The sequence below is a fragment of the Salinirubellus salinus genome, from assembly GCF_025231485.1.
Classification (GTDB): domain Archaea; phylum Halobacteriota; class Halobacteria; order Halobacteriales; family Haloarculaceae; genus Salinirubellus; species Salinirubellus salinus.
On record NZ_CP104003.1, the window covers coordinates 2,065,190 to 2,084,685 of the forward strand.

Annotated in this window: 9 protein-coding genes and 1 pseudogene; 6 read left to right on the plus strand and 4 right to left on the minus strand. The window is 68.7% G+C overall.

Annotated features, from left to right (window positions below):
* Positions 1-13: 13 nt before the first annotated feature.
* Positions 14-556 carry a ribbon-helix-helix protein, CopG family gene (locus N0B31_RS11195; RefSeq protein ID WP_260591712.1) on the minus strand — a complete coding sequence of 181 codons (543 nt, stop codon included), beginning with the start codon at positions 554-556 and terminating at the stop codon, positions 14-16.
* A gap of 216 nt (positions 557-772) precedes the next feature.
* Here N0B31_RS11195 and N0B31_RS11200 point away from each other — a divergent pair, with 216 nt between their 5' ends.
* The 3 genes and pseudogenes from N0B31_RS11200 to N0B31_RS11210 form a co-directional block, all read left to right on the plus strand.
* Positions 773-1,813 (plus strand): hypothetical protein, encoded by a 1,041-nt coding sequence (locus N0B31_RS11200; protein ID WP_260591713.1) that lies wholly within the window; start codon positions 773-775, stop codon positions 1,811-1,813.
* 294 nt (positions 1,814-2,107) lie between these two features.
* Positions 2,108-3,475: an alpha/beta fold hydrolase gene (locus tag N0B31_RS11205; RefSeq protein WP_260591714.1), complete on the plus strand. Its 1,368-nt coding sequence runs from the start codon at positions 2,108-2,110 to the stop codon at positions 3,473-3,475.
* 295 nt (positions 3,476-3,770) lie between these two features.
* Positions 3,771-3,857, plus strand: a pseudogene (locus N0B31_RS11210) (IS6 family transposase); the annotation flags it as partial.
* A gap of 32 nt (positions 3,858-3,889) precedes the next feature.
* On the opposite strand, the gene N0B31_RS11215 reads toward N0B31_RS11210, so the two are convergent.
* The 3 genes from N0B31_RS11215 to N0B31_RS11225 form a co-directional block, all read right to left on the minus strand.
* Entirely contained in the window at positions 3,890-4,240 is a 351-nt protein-coding gene (locus tag N0B31_RS11215) for a type II toxin-antitoxin system PemK/MazF family toxin (RefSeq protein WP_260591715.1), read from the minus strand.
* The gene (locus N0B31_RS11220; RefSeq protein WP_260591716.1) at positions 4,237-4,608 is read right to left on the minus strand and encodes a MarR family transcriptional regulator; all 372 of its coding nucleotides are present in this window, start codon (positions 4,606-4,608) and stop codon (positions 4,237-4,239) included. Before N0B31_RS11220 ends, N0B31_RS11215 begins: the two co-directional genes overlap by 4 nt.
* Positions 4,609-4,826: 218 nt before the next feature.
* Entirely contained in the window at positions 4,827-5,867 is a 1,041-nt protein-coding gene (locus N0B31_RS11225) for a sensor histidine kinase (RefSeq protein WP_260591717.1), read from the minus strand.
* 271 nt (positions 5,868-6,138) lie between these two features.
* On the opposite strand from N0B31_RS11225, the gene N0B31_RS11230 reads away from it, so the two are divergent.
* Genes N0B31_RS11230 through N0B31_RS11240 form a run of 3 tightly spaced genes read left to right on the plus strand, consistent with a single transcriptional unit; the run spans position 6,139 to position 19,489 of the window.
* Positions 6,139-10,830, plus strand: a complete 4,692-nt coding sequence (locus tag N0B31_RS11230; protein WP_260591718.1) for a fibronectin type III domain-containing protein — start codon at positions 6,139-6,141, stop codon at positions 10,828-10,830.
* Positions 10,830-12,413 (plus strand): phospholipase D-like domain-containing protein, encoded by a 1,584-nt coding sequence (locus tag N0B31_RS11235; RefSeq protein WP_260591719.1) that lies wholly within the window; start codon positions 10,830-10,832, stop codon positions 12,411-12,413. Before N0B31_RS11230 ends, N0B31_RS11235 begins: the two co-directional genes overlap by 1 nt.
* Positions 12,410-19,489: a 3-keto-alpha-glucoside-1,2-lyase-like domain-containing protein gene (locus N0B31_RS11240; RefSeq protein WP_260591720.1), complete on the plus strand. Its 7,080-nt coding sequence runs from the start codon at positions 12,410-12,412 to the stop codon at positions 19,487-19,489. The genes N0B31_RS11235 and N0B31_RS11240 overlap by 4 nt, the downstream gene beginning before the upstream one ends.
* Positions 19,490-19,496 lie beyond the last annotated feature (7 nt).

The following is a 19,496-nucleotide window of genomic DNA, read 5'->3' on the forward strand; positions in this document are numbered from 1 at the left end:
AACCGTGTGAACATCAGACCTCGGAGATGAGGACTTTTGAGACACCTTCTGAAACCTCGACCTCGAAATCGAGTTTCTCGGTGCTGCGCTTGATGAAGCGCGTCATGAACCACTTCACCTTCTCGGTCGGAAAGACGACGTGGTAGGTATTCGCCTCGGCCCGACGCGTCGACAGGAAGCCACAGAACGATAGCCAATCGAGGATGTCTTCGAGGCTGTGAAACCGCGTCCGGTACTCCTCTGCGTGGAACTCCGCGACGCGGTCGATCACCTCTTGGAACTCGGGGCTCGGTTCACCGTTTTCGAGCTCCACGTGGTCGAGCAAGCCGTGAAGGAAGTCGATGTCGAGTAACACGTGCTCTCCCCCCGAGAGCATGCGGTAGTACTGCTCGAGATCGACATCGCTCTCCGAGTTCGCTACCTGAAAGTTCGCAGCGTAGAATATAATCGCTCGGCGGACAGTCTCACTCTGCCCATTTCCCGTCCGATTGACCAAGTCATCGAGCGCCTCTCTCGACTGCTCGTCGAGAGAAACAGTGAGTCTGTCGCCAACCATGTCCCCCCTTTCGAAGTCATTTGGCAAATACGCGCTGATAATACGAACATCTGACAGAGAGACACTATACATCACCATTCAGTCGTCACCACGACCCGTGAGTTGACGACGAGGGCACCCACGAACGTGCTGAAGCTGACGCATCCCCTGACGTGGGTCCGCAGTATTCCTATCGAACAATTAAACAGTCGGCCCTCACGATAAGTAGGCATCAGTATGGAGGTCGACGAGCGGGGAGACAGGGTCTGGGTGACGCGACTCTCGCGGGTGTTCGTCGACCGAAGCCCCCTCGGAGCCGTCCCGACGATACTGCTTACCGTTGGGCTGGTCCCGTTCGTGCTGACGGCGCTCTTCTTGGGGCTGACTGGGCTCGACGTTCGGCCCGTATTCCTGGGAAGTCAGTTGCTCGCCGCGACCCTGACAGCCGTCGGATCGGTCCTGGTTTGGAGGTACGATACCGTCGTCTTCCCGACCTTCATCGAGCGCGCCACGGAGGTCACGCCGTACGACGACAACCGTGAACTCCGGTCGATCGCCACGCGATACCGCGATTTCTTCACCGACGTGCGAGCCACCACGGCTGTCTGGACCGGACTGGTACTGCTAGCGGTCGTCGTCAACGACGGCTACTTTGCCTCACTCGGCGTCACCGGCTACACCGACCCGGCTTACCTCGCCTATCTGCTCTTCGCCGCGTGGACGGCCGCGATCACCGCGGTCGGCATCCGGATGGCGTTCACGACGAACCTCTGCATTCGCGAGATTGGCGAGCTGGATTTCAGCATCGACCCGTTGCATCCGGACGGGCTGGGTGGGCTGAGCAACATCGGCTACTTTGCCATCCGGACGACGACCCTGTTCTCGATCGGTGCGCTGGGCTTGCCTCTCGCGTTCGACGTCGTCCGGGTCGGCGGCGGCAGCGGCATCGTCTACCTCCTTGTGGCGAGCTACATCGCGATGATCGTCGGCTCGTTCGTCTTTCCGACCGTCTACATCAACCGCCGGGCCAACGAGATCAAGTCCGAGCTGCTGAACGAGAAGCGAGAACACATCCACGAGCTTCGGGCTCAACTTCTGGCTGGTGACGACCCCGAGGAGATCGAGACGCTCCAGATGAAGCTCGACGAACTCCGAACACAGTACGAAACCTACGACCGCGTGAGCCTGTATCCGATGTCGCTGTCGATCGCCTCACGCCTCGTTTCCTCGGTGCTCTTACCGCTGTTTTTCGTGGTGGTCGAGACGTACGTTATCTGAGCCGACTCGCCGGACTCGAGTGGAGCGAACTTTCCCAGAAAGGCGGTTCAACCGGACTGTAGCTCGAAGTCACGCCCTTGGACGGGCGGCCAGAATCGTGTATCTGCTTGCACGCTGAGCAGTGTCTTGGCATGCAACCCCCACAAAGAGACACTCCAGCTCCAGTCCTGGGTAACACCTAGCAGTGACTGCTCATTCCAAGTGAGTGAACACTTATGACCGACACGACCGAATCTCCACACTCTTCCGGCTCGTGATAGTTCATACCACGCACTCGGGAGAGGAGCACACAGCATGACAGACGCAACCTTCGCGAGCGAGGAGTGGTGGCACAGCTATCAAGAGACGGTCAACGCCGACCCGGAGATGACGCTCAACGGGCGGGACGCGTTCGACGAGAACTTCCTCGTCGGCATCGGCGAGGAGCACTTCCTCATCGACATGCACGACGGGCAGGTGCAGGAGGTCCGCACGCCCGGACTGGACGACTCGTGGGGGTTCGGCGTCGTCGGCCCGCGCGAGGCCTGGGAGGAGTTCGTCAGCGAGATTCCAGCCGCACACCACAACGAGGTGTTCGCCTCGTTCTACCGGACGGCCGTCAAGGGTGAGGAGGGGTATTTCGACCTCATCGGCGACCACAAGCTCATCTTCCAGAACTTCCGGCCGTTCCAGCGGGCGCTCGACCTGATGCGGACGACCGAGAACGGCGGTGAGCCAAGTACCGAGGGGACGACGCGCCCGAACGAACCCCGAAACGAAGCCATCACCGGGCACTACGTCACGGTCGAACTGGACGGGGTCGACCACCGGATCTACTACGAGACCAACGGGCCCGAGGACGGTATCCCGCTGCTCTGTCAGCACACCGCGGGGTGTAACCACCAGCAGTGGCGCCACGTCCTCGGTGACGAGGAGATCACCGAGCACTTCCGCGTCATCGCGTACGACCTGCCGCGTCACGGCAAGTCCGTCCCGCCGACGAGCCAGTCGTGGTGGACCGAGCAGTACGACCTCACGGCCGAACGCTTCACCGACACCATCGTCTCCATCGCCGACGCGCTGGACCTCGAAGATCCTGTCTTCATGGGGTCCAGCATGGGCGGGACCATCACGATGGAACTGGCCGACTGGTATCCCGACCGGTTCCGCGCACTCATCGGGCTGGAGGCCGGGCTGTTCACGCCCGGATTCTACATCGGCTGGCTCGCCCACCCGCACGTGAACGCCAACGATGTCAACTCCCATGCGACGTGGGGGTTGATGGCGCCACACGGCCCCGAGTGGGCGCGTCGCGAGACACTTTACAACTACGAACAGGGCGCCAATGGCGTGCTGAAGGGTGACCTCTACTACTACTCCGTCGAGCACGACTACCGGGAGAACGCGGATGACATCGACGCGACGAAGACGCGGATGTATCTGATGAACGGGGAGTACGATTACCTGACCAACCCCGACGACGCCCGCGAGGCCGCGGAGGCAATCGGTGAGGGGGCAACCGCCCACGAGATGAAGGCGACCGGCCACTTCCCGATGGCCGAGCGCCCGGAGCTGTTCAGGGCGTATCTGAAGCCCGTGCTCGACGACATCCGTGGGGTCCGCGACGAGCCGGTTCCGGAGGTGCTCACGCCCGAGGACGTCGGCGTGGAGGCGAACCAGTAACGCCGCCCGTCCCCGTTCCGGACACTTCGACGGGCCCCTCAGATCAGCCTCCGAGTCCCCGTACGAGTGGGTCTCGGTGACGGCTCACCGCCAGTCCGACGCAGACGGGCTTTGCAGCATCTCGGTCGAGAGACGCCTGGGTAGCGTGGGTGCCAACGACACGTGGGACGCACGATACGGAGCAAAGGTGGCCAAACACTCAAGAACGGAGTTCTCCAAGAGAGCATGTGGCCACTATCGAGGTGACATCCTCCCCGCCGTGAACGGCGGGGCTTCCCGTACCGCGTTGGGATAGCTTGCGTTGTTCACACACTACTACAACCATCTCAGACCGCATCAAGCGCTCGACGGACGAACGCCAGTCGAGGAGGTGCTAAACTAGACAGTGCCCCTGAATGAAATATGGTGTATATGTTACTGAAGCTCCTCAACGAGTGCAGCAACCGTCTCGTCAACGAGACCTCCGGCAAGACACCCCTGCCAGAAGTCGATATCCTCGTGGTCAATGGATTGGACGCCCCACGGGACGATCCGACCCTCGTCCGGTGTCCCGCCACGAAGCCAGCTCTCCTCAGGAATGGCGATGAGGCCATCCATCCAAGACTTCGACGTTAGTGTTACTGCGATATACTGCTCGCCGTAGAACGGACGGCCTTCGTGGTTCGAGAGGATAAGCCAGGTACGAGCGTCTTCTTCGCCTTTGAACGGGTCATCGCCGTAGACGACATCGCCACGCTCAAAGATCGGTGTCCCTTCGTCGGTCACTGTTCATCCTCGACGCTCGGGTGGGGCTTCTGCGGTGCGTGCTCGCGCCACGCCTCCTTATCCTCTGTACCGAGTTGGTCGTTGAACAGTGCGGTCGCCCGTTCGTAGCCGCTGTATCCTTCGAGGCGTTCGGCGTCGTCGGTTATCGCCCAGTACGTCGCCTTGTGTTCGACCAGACCGCGATCCTTCAATCGTGAGAGTGCAGTGCTCACCGCCCCCTCGTCAACGCCGATCTGAGAGGCAATTTCGCGCGCCTTGAACGCCCGATCTTCGTTAGCATCGAGAAACCCGAGAACCTGGTCAGGGACGGAGAGGTCAGCGAGTTCTTCCTCGCTCGTGTTCTCGAAGGTGTCTCGGTCGATGGACATCGTTGAATGGAGGTACGTCATCCGCTGTAAAGAGTGTTAGGAGTGAAACTTACGTAAATACTGAAGGAGACGGCTCGTCCAAGGCAGCGAGGCGGTCCGAGAACTGTATGCATTGAGGTAGCCAGTCTCAACTATTTGAAGTCTAGATTTCAGAAATCGTGATTTCCACGACGAGACGTTCTACCTCGACCGCGATCGCTGTCCCCCGCGCCACCCACTCAGGCGTCCGCCCGGGGAAGGCGAAGCGCCACGCGACTCCCCGGCGCGTCCTCCGCGATGTGGAACTCGCCGCCGTAGGCGTCTGCGATCCACTGGGCCACCCAGAGGTCGATGGTGCGCGAGTGGTTGAGCTGGGTGATGTCCGCGTCGCCTTCGAGGAGTTCACGCTCCTCGTCGGTAATCCGGCCGCCGGGGCTCGTGACGCTCACCTCCACCCCGTCGTTGACCGCCTCGGCCGCCAGTGTCACCTCGGGGTCGGCGTCGTTGTCGACGAGTGCGTCGGCCACGAGATAGCCGACCGCACGGTCCAGTCGGTCACCGGCGAGGACCCTGGTCCCGGTCGGACAGGCGCAGTCGACGGTCACGTCCGCCCGGTCCCGATACTCGTCTGCCACCGCCTCGAGGGCCGGCTCGACCGAGGTGGGTGCTGCATCCGCCGCGTCGAACTCCATCGCCCAGTACACCTCGCCGACCTTCTCGTTGAGCGCCGTCAGCGACTCGGCGCTGGCTTCGACACGCTCGGCACCAGCGCGGGCCGCAGCGAGGTCGTCGCTGCGCTGGATGCGGTCGGCGTGGCCGAGCAGCACCTGTGCCTCGGTCCGGAGGTTGTGCCGGAGCACCTGACTCAGGACGTCGAGCCGCTGGGTCCGGTCGGCCAGCTCCTCGGCCCGGATCTGCCGCACGTCGTTGTACCCGATGAGGACGTGGGCGAACGCGCTGACGAGGATGATGTCCGCCGCGGCGAACAGCGGCAGCGCCCCGGGAACGTACAGCTCGACGAGTCCGAGGATGAGCGCGAGGACCGCGATGCCGAGGAAGTGCCAGCCGCCGATGCGAACCACCCCCCGAGTCGGGATGGAGCTCCGATAGAGGAGCCCGCTCACCACGACGAGGACGACCCCGAGGACCACGCCGAGTAAGGCGAGAACGGTACCGAATATCGACCCGTCACCCGTGAGGAGGAATCGAAGCGGGAGCCACCCACCAGTGAGCCCGGCCAACGCGATAGAACCTGCCGCGACGACCCGTGCTACGTCCATCTGTGACAGTTCGGTGCTCGGGACGTTTCAACCCGTCTATATGGGGTAGCAACGCCGGTTTCGGGCTGCTGGACTCGCCCGGACGGTGGGGCGGGCACCCCGTCGCTGGGTGCTGGCACCGTCCAGTTGCCTACGGCCCTCGAAGGCAGAATATGTCTGTGGACGGTAATACGAATTTAAGCTACGGCCTCGCTTCCGAGACGCATCGATTGACTGATGTGTCTCTCCGAGCGGCACATCCCGTCCAGGCGGACGCTCGGGACCCAGACTCATGTTTCAGGACCCAGAGACCTTCGCTGGCGCGGGAATCGGCATCGCGACGGGCACCCAACCCATTGGGGCGGCCCCGGCGCTCGACCCCGGTATCCACCTGCGGTGGGCGAGCGCGCCCCACCGCGGCGTCCCCCGCTACGGAACGTACCTCTTCCGCCGGCGCAGTAGCGAGGGGCGCACCAAGCCGGTCGGTATCGACACCGAGACGGGCCAGCAGTACGTCGCCGGGACCGAGTCCGACTTCGGCTCGCTCGCGGGCGCGGGCTCGACCACGACCGGCACGGGGCCGTTCGGCTGGATCGAGGTCACGTTCACCGACCGGAGCTACATCACGGCCGTCGACGTCCTGTTCACGGGCGGCCAGAGCGGTGAGACGACCCTCACGACGTTCACCGACGAGCGCGCCGTCGACACCGCGACAGTCGGGCCGGGCCCCGTCGGTCGGCAGACGGTCAAGCTCACCGGGCAGTACGTCACCAGCTTCCGTGTCGAGGGTGACTTCGGCCTCCTCCTCGACGTGCGCCTCCACTCGACGGCCGAGAGCCTCTCGACCGGGTGGGACTTCCTCTCCGGGGCCGACCCGCTCTCGCTCCCGCTGGCACACGACGACTACCCCTGCGTGAGCGCGCCGGCGACGCTCGACGAGGCGCGGTCGCTCGCCCGTGACCGCATCGCCTACGGCTCGCCCGACCGCTACGCCGCCGCCAGCACGGCCACGCCCGCCACCGGGACGGCCGCCGTGGCCAACGGGTCGCCACTCGTCGCCGGGGCGGGGACGAACTGGTCGGCCAACCGCGCCGGGGAAGTGTTCCACGTCGACGGCGACGACGACGCCTACACCGTCCTGTCTGTCCTCGCGAGCGACCGTCTGCTCCTGTCTCGGCCCTACGCCGGGGCGACCGACGCGAGTGCCGCCTACTCGCTCGCACCCGACCGCTTCGGCACCATCCACGACGCGCTCGCGACGCTCGTCGCCGGCGGACCCACCGCAGGTGGGCCCTCGGCACGGGCGACCCCGACCGCCGTCGAGACGACGGGCACGGTCACGCGAACCGCGAGCGAGACGGGCGTCACCGGCATCGGGACCGCGTGGGACGACTCGCTCGAAGGGCTCGGCCTTCAGGTCGCACTCCACACCGGCGACATGGGTGATTTCACTCCTGGCGAGACCACCGTCAGGGATGTATTGGGGGGGTACAGCGACCGGCTAGAGGGTGGCATCCTCGTCATCGACGGCCAGCAGACCCGGTACGAGATCGCCGAGGTAGTCAGTCCGACCGAACTCACACTCGACCGGCCCTACGACGGGCCGTCCTCAACGAGTCAGACCTACACCGTCTACGAGCGAGCGGTGGCTCGCATCGACCGCGTGGTGAGCCCGACCGAACTCGAACTCGACCAGCCACACGCCGGCCCGACCCACACGAGTGGCCGCGCGTACCGCATCGTCGGGTCGATGGCCGCACTCGGGGCGAGCGGTGACGAGACGCTGACGCTCGCCGCACAGTACCCGCTCGAGACGCTCTCCGTCGCGAGCATCGACCCTGCCGTCGCCCAGCTCCTCGGGAGCGCCTGGGTCGACGACACGGTCGAGGCGAACGTCGCGTACGACTACCTGCTCGTCACCGACCACACGGGCTACGTCGACCTGCTGGCTAACGTCTGGAACGTCGACGCGGGCGACCCGGTCGACTTCCGCGAGTTCGTCGGCGATGTCGTCGTCGCGGCCGAGTACGACCTCGTCGACGCCTACCTCCTCTCGAACTTGGAGCAGGGCGACACCGACCCGCCCGCACCGGCCGCCCCGACAGACGTCAGAGCGTACGACCTGCCGCCGTCGACTGCGACCGGGACCGACCATGACCGCTACGCTGCGGGCCTCGGCTGGGACACGGGCCACGTCGACGGCCACCTCCCCATCGACGCCCCGGCCGCGTACTACTGCTGGCGGACCGCACTCGGCGATAGCCCCGGCTCACTGGCACCGGCGACGTCGGCTTACACGCCGCTCAGTGACGACCCAGTCACGGACTTCCTCGCGGATGCCGAGCCGGTCCTCGTCGCGAACGGTGACGACGGCCCGAGCGTTCCCGGCTGGCCGACGGCCCCGGTTCACGCCGTCGACGGCCGGCGCCCGCCGGGCTGGTACAGCTATCGCGTCACCGGCGTCGACCTGTTCGGCCGGCACACCGACTACAGCGAGCCCACGACGTGGCACGACCCCGAGACCGACCAGCCGGCGACTCACGCTACCCACCCCGACGCCCCGGGTTTCGCGGTCGAACTCCGGGCCCGACTCCCCCCGCCGCGGCCGGCCGGCGTCACGGCGACCGTGCTCGACCCGCAGGACCCCGACGACGCGGACGACGCTGCGGCCGTCGCCTGGTGGGACCAGCACGGCCGGCAGGTCGCCCTCCGCATCGGCTGGGCCTGGCCGGCCGCCTTCGACGCACAGGCACCCGATACGGACGCCTTCGAGTGTCTGGTCGAACTCGGCTCGCTCAACAGCCACCCCGGAACCGTCACCGCGGTGAACGAGGGCCCCGAGACGACGCGCGTCACCACCACGCTCTCGCACACCGTTGACCCGACCGACGCATCCAGCCCGTCGCTCTCGCCCGGTGCCTTCGCCGGCGCCTCGCTCTCGGTCGCGGGCGCGACGTTCACCGTCGTCGACAGCGGCGGCGGGAGCGGCCTCTGGGTCGAGGTCCGAACCCGCGAGGGCCCCGACGGCCCGGTCGTCCCACAGACGGGGGCGGAGTGTGCGCTGGCCGTCCCAGCCGTGTACGATACGGGGACCGCCACGGTCGTCGACGGGGACGCCGTCGTGACCGGGCGCGACACCGGCTGGCGTGACGCACTCGTCGGCCAACCGTTCCGGCTGGCGACGACCGGCGAGACATACGAGGTGACGCGTGTCGACTCGCCCACCCGACTCCACCTCGACCGCCCCTACGAGACCCCGCCGAACCGCCCGGACCGCGAAGCCGCGGCGTACGCCGTCGACCACCCCGTGAGCACGGACTACAGCGAGCACGACGCCTGGACGTTCCAGGTCGACGATGTCCCCATCGACGCCGACGTGACCGACCGCCGGACGCCGGCCGGCGACCGCTTCTACGAGACGACCGTCCCCGCCCCGGGCGCCGATGGCGGTGGGTTCGACCCCGGTGTCGGCTCCGGCGAGTCGCCCGTCGTCTACGCCAACGTGGGTGTCAACGCCCGCATCGACACCGACGACGGCTCCCTCCGCGGTGACGTCGGCGGCCCCGCCCCGGTCGCCAGAGCGCACCGCGACCCGCCGGCCACGCCCGAAGTCCCACCGCTCGACTCCAGTGTCGACTGGGCCACCCACCCCGACTACGACGGCCTCGCCCACTACACCGTCCGCTGGGTCCGCCCGCCGGACGGCGTCGAGGCACACGTCTACCGCACGCTCGACCGGACGCTCTTCCGCGTGGACTGGGACCGCCGGAGCGCGACCGACGCGTTCGTCCTCGACGCCACTGCGACCGAGTACTTCCCGCCGTCACGACGCGGTGACGACGCCGCCGAACGGGCACGACGCGAGGCCATCACCACCACGCTCACGACCGACCTCGACGTCGACACGTGGGCCGCTGCCGAGACGGTCTACCTCGGGCTGGAGCCTGACGAACTCCAGACGCTGGCGGCGCTGCCGGGCAACGAGTCGGCGTTCACGCAGCTGACGACCGACCCGCTCGCGCCAGCCGACGCGCCGAACGTCCGCGGGCCGGACTACGAGGCCGGCGACCCCGGCCCGGGAACCCAGCCCGGCGTCGACGGCGTTCCGGACGAGATGCCACCCGGCGACGACCTCTGTGCGTACGTCGACAGCTTCGACGGCCGCTCGCGTAACCACTATCTCTACCGAGTCGGTGCCGTCGACGACGCCCACAACCGCGCCGGGGCGCTCACCTACCCGACCCCGCCGACGCGGGCGCTGGATGCCGTCCCGCCGGAGACGCCCGTTGTCACGGGTCTCGTCGCCGGGCATCCGGACGACGCCGAGGCGGACGACCGCCGACTCACCCTCCGCTGGAACGCCGTCCGGAGTCCCGATCTCGCGCGCTACCGCGTCTACCGGACGACCGACCCGGACGCGGTCCGCGACGTCCGGCTGATGGACGAGGCCGCGACGCTCTCCGTTCCGGTCGCGACCGATGGCGACCCACTCGTGACCGGCCGGAGCGACGGCTCGACCGTCTTCTGGACCGACGGCGACCGCGACGCCGGCGTCGACCACCACTACCGCGTCGTCGCCGAGGACGAGACGGGGAACGCCTCGCGTGCCTCAGATGCGGTCGCTGGCCGCACCTTCGACACCACCCCGCCGACGCCGCCCACGGTGACGGCCGAGTGGGTCCGCGTCGGCCCGAACGGGACCGTCCAGCCCTACGCCGACCCGTTCCCGCCGGACGAACGGTGGCGACCGGCTGTTCGCGTGACGTGGGCCGACGGTGCCTCGTCCCGCGTACTCCTCGAGTCGGGGCCGGCGACCGGTCCAGACGGCTTCGCACCGGCATCGGGCTGGCTCGTCGATACGACCGAGTATCTCCACGATCCCGGCGAGTCAGCGCCCTACCGCATCCGGGTGCGTGTCCTCGACGACCGCGGTCGGCAGGCGACCGGTGACCCCGTGACGGTCCCGGCACCCGGAGGTGCGTGATGGCCGACGTGGACGCGCTGGTCGAGAAGTGGTTCATCGACACCAACGGCACCCGGAACCTGCTGGACCTCGCTGCGAGCGAGGCGAAGAACCACTGGCTTCCCCCGCAGACCCGACACGAGGGAGCGAGCCTCACCGACCACACCACCGGGAACGACGTCACGGCGCTGCTCGACGGGGAGAACATCCTCCCGAAGTGGGCGGAGGGAGTCGTCCACCTCACGAACAACCACGGAGACGCCCAGCTGCTGCACTCCGGCTGGATCGCGAGGGACATCAACGTGAAAGCCGGGAAGTCGGTCTCGCACTATCTCGGGCAGCTGACGGCCAAGACCGACGAGGTGTACATCGCGCTCAGCGACCACTGGACGAACGCGACGGACAACCGCAAGTTCGCCAACTCCGTCGGCATCGACACGGCCGCGGTCGACTCACGCTACCCCGACGTTGGGTCCAACCACGCGAAGTACACCGTGTTCAAGGACGGCACAGACGACTACGCGCTGGTCGGGTCGGCCGACCTCTGGGGACCCGCTCGGGCCGTCCAGGCGCACGACCAGCTCGGCGGCCAGCACGAACTCAGCGTGACGCTCCGCGGGCCGGCTGTCGCGGACGTCCAGCAGTCGTTCGTCAACCGCTGGAATGACGAGACGCGCGACGACGTCAAGGGCTCGCTCTGGCACCCCGTCTCGAAGAGCACCGTCGGCAGTATCATCGGCCCGTACGCCGTCTGGACGGAGAAGACGCCACCGGAGTTGAGCGCCAACGCCGTGCAGACGACCACGACCGGGACCCACGCCGTCCAGGTGCTCCAGACGTTCGGCATCGACCACGACGACGAGACCTACTCGTGGGCGAACGGCTCCGGCGGCGAGTTCACCGTCTGGGCCGCCCGACTCCGCGCGCTCTCGAAGGCGACCGACTACATCTACGTCGAGGACCAGTACTTCGTCCCCTTCGGCGTCCCGGGGACGAAGACCTACCAGCTCGCGATGAAAGCGGACCACAAGTGGGCGCCGTTCACTCATCTCAAGGAACGACTGGCGGCCGGCGTCGACGTCTTCGTCGTGACGAATCCCGAACTCGACGGGCGGTTCGCGAACACGGCAGCGTTCGCCCGGACGGACGCGCTCGTCGAACTGAAGACAGCGAGCGAGCAGTCCGGGGCCGGCGACCTCGTCGTCGCCTCACTCGAGGTGGGCGGCGACGTGGTCAACACCCACGCGAAACTCGTCGTCGTCGACGACGAGTACGTCGCGCTCGGCTCGGCCAACTTCAACCGCCGGTCGGCGACCAACGACGGCGAACTCGCCCTGGGTATCGTCGACGGTGACGAGACGCTCGTCCCGACTATCCGCAGCGAGACGTGGGGTGAGCACCTCGGGGTCTCCCCGTCGTCGCTGGGCGACCTCGCCGCCGCGAAGGCGACCTACAAGGACCGCGTGACGAACGAGACTGGCCGACTCCGCGCCCTCGACATCCCAGACGAAGCGACGGACGAGCCGTGGAACCAGAAGTTCGGCCTCAGCCAGTGGGACCACTACGCCGGCCCGGCCGACCGCACCCCGGAGGCAGACCAATGACACGATACGCGAGCGACATCCCAGCCACGCAACTGTTCTCGGCCGACGACCTGCCGCTGTCGAAGGTCCTCCCGACCGAGGGAATCGACGACCTGCTCGACCGACTGTACTTCCGCAGCGTCGAAGAGGCGTACGACCCCGCCACCGAGACGACGACGCTCCAGTACGGTGCCGTCGTCGACCCGGAGGCGGCGTTCGAACTCCCCGGCCTCGGCGGGATGCAGGTCGTCGTCGGTGGCGATACAGCCATGCTGGCCGCCGAGTTCGTCGGCGGTCCAGATACGGGGGCACTGACCCTCTCGGGTGGCATCGCGCTTCGCTTCCCCCGCGAGTGGCTCCGGCCCGTCGTCGAGACCGAGGACGGCTGGGTCGACGACCCGTCCCGCGAGCACGTCGAACTCGGATTCGGCGGCGGCGTCACCGTCGACCACGAGTTCGATGTCACCTTCGAGGGGAGCAATCGCTTCACCGTCGAGCCGGCCATGATCGGCGACACCGGCCTCGTCGTCGAGGGAAGCGTCGCGGTCGACCTCTCGGAGACGACCGCGCACCCCTCGAGCGCGGCGATGGGCCTCGACCCCTCGTGGCGTGGCGTCGTCTTCGATGACCTCACGCTCCACCTGCCCGAGGCGCTCGACGTGCCGGGCGCTCCGGCCGAACTCTCGCTCGAGGAGTTCCACGTCGGCGGAGGCGGCGTCTCGGGGACCGTCTCGGGTGACTGGGACGCCGGCGACGCCACCGGGTCGCTGTTCGGGATGGAGTTCGAGTTACGGACGGTCGACATCGAGTTCCGCGAGTCCGCACTCGTCGGTGCCGGTGCGCGGGGGACGCTCACGCTCCCGTTCTTCGACGGCCCGGTCGACCTCGAACTCGGCATCGCGGGCGACGGTACCGTGACGGCCGCACTGGACGACCCGGACGGCCTTGTCTCCGTCGACCACGACGCCTACGCGCTCGAGATCGACGGCCTGCGCTTCTCGACGGCCGGAACTCCCGCCGTGGCGCTCAGCGGGACCGTCACGCCGAAACTCGTCCCCGACGCGCCGGGTGTCCGTATCGAGGAACTCAGCGTCGACGCCGACGGGAACGTCCGTGTCGAGGGCGGCTGGCTCGACCTGCCCGACCAGTACAGCATCGACTTCTACGGCACGACGTTCGAGATCACCGCCTTCGGCCTCGGTCGTAACGACGACGGCAGCAAGTGGGTCGGCCTCGACGGGAGCGTCACGTTCGTCGACGAGCTCTCGGCGGGGGCGTCGGTCGACGGCCTGCGCGTCACCTGGTTCGACGACGGTCCTCGTGCAGGCGACGCCCCACAGCTCTCGTTCGAGGGCATCGGTGTCGAACTCGAGATACCCGACGCCGTCCGGTTCAAGGGGGCGGTCTCCTACACCGAGCGCACGCTCGACGACGGCTCGACCGACCACCGCTTCGAGGGCGACATCGGCCTCGACCTGCTCGCACTCGACGTCTCGGTCGACGGCAAGCTCGTCGTCGGCCAGCGCGAGGAGGCCGGCGAGACGTTCACCTACCTCGCGGTCTACCTCGGGGTCGACCTCCCCACCGGGATTCCGCTGTTCTCGACGGGCCTCTCGCTGTACGGGTTCGCGGGGCTGTACGCACAGAACATGTCGCCCGCGCTCGAGGACGACGAGGCGTGGTTCACGCGCGACCCGGACCAGGAGAGCTGGTACCACCGCGACCCCGAAGGGGCGACGGGCTTCGGTGGCGACCCGCCGAAGTGGCCCGCACGGAAGGGCGACCTCGCGTTCGGTGCGGGCGTCACCCTCGGGACCGCCGCGGACGACGGCTTCTCGTTCTCGGGTAACCTCCTGCTCGTGGTCGCCTTCCCCGGCCCCGTGGTCGTCCTGAACGGCGAGGCGACGATGCTGGCCAAGCGGAGCGATCTCGACAGCGGCGAGCCGAACTTCTCGGCGCTCGCCGTCCTCGACGGCCGCGCCGGGACGTTCACCTTCGGGCTGGACGCGCAATACCGCTTCGGCGACGGTGGCGAACTCGTCGACATCGGCGCGAGCGTCGAGGCGTTCTACAGCCTGAACGACCCGACCGCATGGTACGTCTACATCGGCCGGAAGGAGCCACGCGAGAAACGCGTCCGCGCGACCATCTTCTCGCTGTTCGAGGCGAACGGCTACGTCATGCTGGACTCGCGGCAACTCGCCGTCGGCGCCTGGTACGGCTTCGACGAGTCCTACTCGTTCGGCCCGCTCGGCGTCGACCTGGAAGCGTGGCTCTCGGGCGACGCCGTCCTGAGCTTCGACCCCGCACACTTCTCGGGCGTCGTCGCCGCGAGAGGTGCCGTCCGGTTGCGAGCGTTCGGCTTCACCGCCGGCATCAGCCTCGACGCGACCATCGCCGCCGAGGTGTTCGACCCGTTCCACCTCCTCGGCAAGGTCAGAGTCGCGCTCGAACTGCCGGGGTTCCTCCCGGACCCGAGCGCGACCGTCACGCTGGAGTGGGGGCCACGACCCGAGCCGCCCGAACTGTCCGACCCGCTCGCAGGCGTCGCTATCGACCACGACCTCGGGACGGCGACCTGGCCACTCGCGCTCGACGACGACACCCCGCCAGCGGACGAGGACCTCCCGGTCGTCCCGCTGGACGGCCGGCCGCAGCTCACGTTCGCCGCCGCCGTCCACGACGACGGCTACGACGCGCTCGCCACCCCGGACGGGACGCCCGACCCGGTCGGCGAGAACGCCCACCCGGTCCGGCCGGCGTACGTCCGCATCGGTGACCCGGCCGCGAACGAGGGCCCGGTCGAGGTCAGATACGGGCTCGCGGCCGTCCGCGTCGAGCGCCGGACCGCCAGCGGGTGGGAGTCGATGCCGGACGTGTTCGGCTCGTGGGCACCCGTCCCGACCCTGCCGGAGGGCGACCGCACCGAGGGGGCCGACCCGCCGATGGCGAACACCAAGCTGTCGCTGTTCACCCCCAACCCGTTCGCGTACGTCCGGCACACGAGCGGGGCGTGGGGCGACGCGATGGTCGAGCGCGCCGGCGACTACCCCTGTCTGGCCAAGCGCGACTGCTGGACGTTCGAGGGTACCTCGCTCGCGGACTTCGACGTCCGGGCGACTACGCTGCAGGGCATCCCGGTCACGACTGTCGACCGGGCCGACAGCGAGCCGTGGCCGACGTTCCACCACGCCGCGACGGTCCCGTCCGACCCGCCGGACGTCGAGGACGTCTTCGCGGACGGCGCCCGGCGAGCGCTCACTCTCGGGTTCGTCGCCCCGGCCGACACGGCCGGTGACGACCTGGGGCAGTACCTCGTCGTCGACCTCCCCGAGCCACGCAAGTCCGTCGCTATCGAGGTACTGGCGGACAAGTACTGCGACGCCATCGGCCTGTTCGGCACCGACAGCGAGGGCGAGTCGGTGACGACGTTCGTCGAGCGACCCGAAGGGACCCAGCGACTCACCGTGACCAGCCGTGAGGGGACGCTCGACCGGGTCGTCCTCGTGGCGTACTACGCCGGCGACACGACGGCCACGTCGAGCGTCGGCGACCTCGCGGTCTTCTCGGTGTGTGCCTCGACTGCCGCGCTCTCTGACGTCGGCGCACTCGAGGTCGCTCGCGAGCGGACCATCCGCGAGCAGGTGGCCCGCCTCGGCGACGAGGCGGCCGTCTTCGACTCGCACACGACCTACCGCATCGCGGTCGAGACGACGCTCCAGGCCCGCGGCCTCGGCGAGTTCGACTGGTTCACCGAGGAACGGACCAGCACCGCCTACGCCTACTTCCGAACCGACGGCCCGCCCACACTCGCCTCGCTCTCGGTCCCCGAGGGGGCCGACCCCGAGCAGTTCGAGAGCGGTCTCGAGGACCTGCGACGCTACGTCCGCGGGACCGTCCCCGAGACGCTCCCGGCCCGTGGCGAGCGCCCCAGCCTCCCGCGGCCGGTCTACCGCGCCTACGACGTGGGCGTCCGCTTCAACCGGACTCACGTCGACCGGCTCTACCGGAGCGTGGGCCGCGACCTCGCGCTCGTCCTGTTCGACCGCAACAACCGGCCCGCACGGACCGCCGACGGCCGACTGCACGTCGTGGCGAACCGGTGGGGCGAGCAGGCCGACCTCCTGCTCGACGTGGCCGAGCGCCAGTGGCTGCGCGCGGTCGACCGTGGTGAGTGTGCCGGCATCGACCGCGCCGTCGTCACCCGTGACGACCTCCTCGACGCCGTGGTCGGCCTCGGCGTCCTCGACGCCGACGAGGTCTACGAGGCACGACTGCTCCCACGCCTCCTGCGCGACCCGTTCGGCGACCGGGCGTACTACGACGGCGAGCCGCCGTGGACGGCGGTCACGCGCGGTGGCGCGAGCGCCGACTGGACCGTCGACGGCCACCCAGACCTCGCCGGCGCCCGCGCCGAACCGGCCGGTGACGGCTTCAGACTCCAGATACGCGACCCGAACGCGGCCGACGGTGCGCCCCCGTCGTACGTCGACGCCGACCTCTCGGCCCTGACGGCAGGCGCCGACGTGATCCGGTTCGCCGCGGCGGCCGGCTCGAAGACGGTCCGTATCACGGCCGTCGACCCCGCGAGCGCGACCGTCGAGGTGGACGGCAGCCCCTCGTTCACCACGTCGCGGTGGCTCGTGCCCGGACGTGGCGAGGTCACGCAGGCGGCGGCCACCCCCACGGGCGACGACGCGTTCACCTGCTGGGTCCGCGACCCGGTGCCGGGGACGCCGGCCCCGGAGACGTGGACGGACTACCGGGCGGCAATGACGGTGACGCTCGACGCTCCGGACGCAGCCGCCGGGCTGGCCGTCCGGTACGACGCCGACGGTGGCCACCTGCGCTACGTCGTCGACGCGGGCGCGGACGAGCGCCGCCTCGTCAGCGACGACGGCTCCACGGCGACCGTCCTCGAGACCGTGCCCGGCCCGGTCGACCGTGGCCAGCCCTACGCGCTCGCCATCGAGGCCGTCGATGAGGAACTCCGGGTCTACGAGGACGACACCCTCGTGGCCACGGCCACGGCTGACGACGCGCTCGCGGGTGGCGTCGCGCTGGTCGCCCACGGCCCGGCCACGTTCGGCGAACTCCGCGTCGACGACGTCTCGACGGACGCGCCGGTCGCCTACCGCTTCGCGTTCACCACCTCACGGTTCGCCAACGTCGCCCACCACCTCGGGAGCTACGCGGACGAGACCTGGCGCGCGACGAGTGCCGACCCCATCGACGCGACGGAGGGGGTCGCGCTCGGTGACGCGGACACACCACCCACTGCCGACGAGGGGCGTGCGTACGCCGCCGCGGTCGACGCGCTCGACCGGCCCGCTAGCGACCCACCCACCCGTGTCGAGGCGACGGTCGTCGGCGAGAGCGACACGCCACACGCGCTCCTCCTCGAGAGCCCCGAACCGCTCGACTGGACGCGGACCACGCTCTCGCTCTCGCACACGACTCGGGGCTCGGCGGCCGACGTGGTCCCCGACGGCGCGAAGGTGACTGACGTGACCTACGGTGCCGACGAGACGGTCGGGCTCCTCCTCGACCGCGAGACCGACCTCTCGGGCCACCGCGTCGAGTTCCGCCACGACGGTGACGGGCACGTCCCCCCACTCGTCGGGGCGCTGTTCGTCGACGACGCGGCCGACGAGCAGTTCGTCGCCTACGGGCGCCCGGACGGCGTGCGTCGGACCGCAGACGGCGCGTTCGTCGTCGACCCGGACGAGGCCCCCGAGACGCTGTTCATCGACGAGCGCTTCCCGGCCGAGGCGGTCTGGTCGGTCGCGTTCGACGCGCCCGGAGACGCCGAGGTCGGCCTCGCGTTCCGCGAGGGGAGCGACAGCGGCTATCGATTCACCGTCGGCCCGGACGGTCGGGCGCTCGTTCACTACGACGTCGGTGGCTTCGACACGCTCTGGGCGGACGACACCGTCGTCGCATCGAGCGGGCCGGTCGCGCTCCGTGTGGAGGCAGTCGATGGCCGCCTCACAGTCTACCAGGACGAGATTCCCGTCTGTGCGGTCGACGACCCCGGCGGGAGCGACGGCCGGTTCGGACCGGTCGTCAACGGCGACTCCCCCGTGACGGTGACGCACGTGGCGGTACACGAGACGGCCGCACGCGCCGGCCTCTTCGCCGAGTCGTTCGACGACCCGGCGCTCGATGGCTGGACGGTCGTGGACGAGCCGCCGGAGACGACCCGGACCTCCGACTGGCGCGTCGAGGACGGGACGCTGGCCCAGCACAGCAACATCTACGGCTTCCACGGCGAGCCCTACGGCGAGCCGGGGACGTTCCTCGTCACCGACGAGCCGTTCACGGACGGTCGCGTCACCGTCCGGCTCCGGTCGGACGACGACGACGCCATCGGCGTGATGGTCCGCGTTCGCGACGAGGAGAACTACTACCGGTTCTCGATGGACAGCGAACGGTCCTACCGGCGGTTCGACCGGCAGACCGACGGCATCACGGTCCCGCTCTGGGCGGACGAGGTGTCGTTCGAGGCCGGCCACGAGTACCTCCTCACGCTCGACTGCGAGGGCGACCGGTTCACGGGCTACCTCGACGGCGTCGAACTGTTCAGTGTCCGCGACAGCGCCCACGCCGCCGGCGCGCTCGCCCTCTACTGCCGGGCGAACGTCGGCGCGAAGTTCCACGACGCCCACGTCACCGCGGCGGCCGACCAGTGGGTCACCTACCACCGCTTCGAGGACGAGTCACCCAGACCGGCCGGCACCCAGCTCCGGCTGCACGCCGGCCCGACGCCGGACCGGACCGGTGCCGGTATCGTCCCGGTCCGGGTCGGCGAGGAGCCACGACTCCCCACGACCGGCGCCGCACTCCGCCTCGTGGGCCCGGACGGCGTGCGACACGAGCGGTGGGTCGCGCCCGCGAGTGCGTTCGGCCCGGTCACCGACGTCACGCTCCTCCGGGCGCTCGACGGGACGGGTGTCTGCTGTCTCGTCGACGGCCCGCTCGAGAACGGGACGTACCGGCTCGACGTCGAGTACGCCAGGGACGGGGAGGTCAGGCTGACGCAGGCCGGAGACAGCACGCCCGAGCGGGCACGGCTGGACCTCACCGTCACCGACTGAGCCTCAG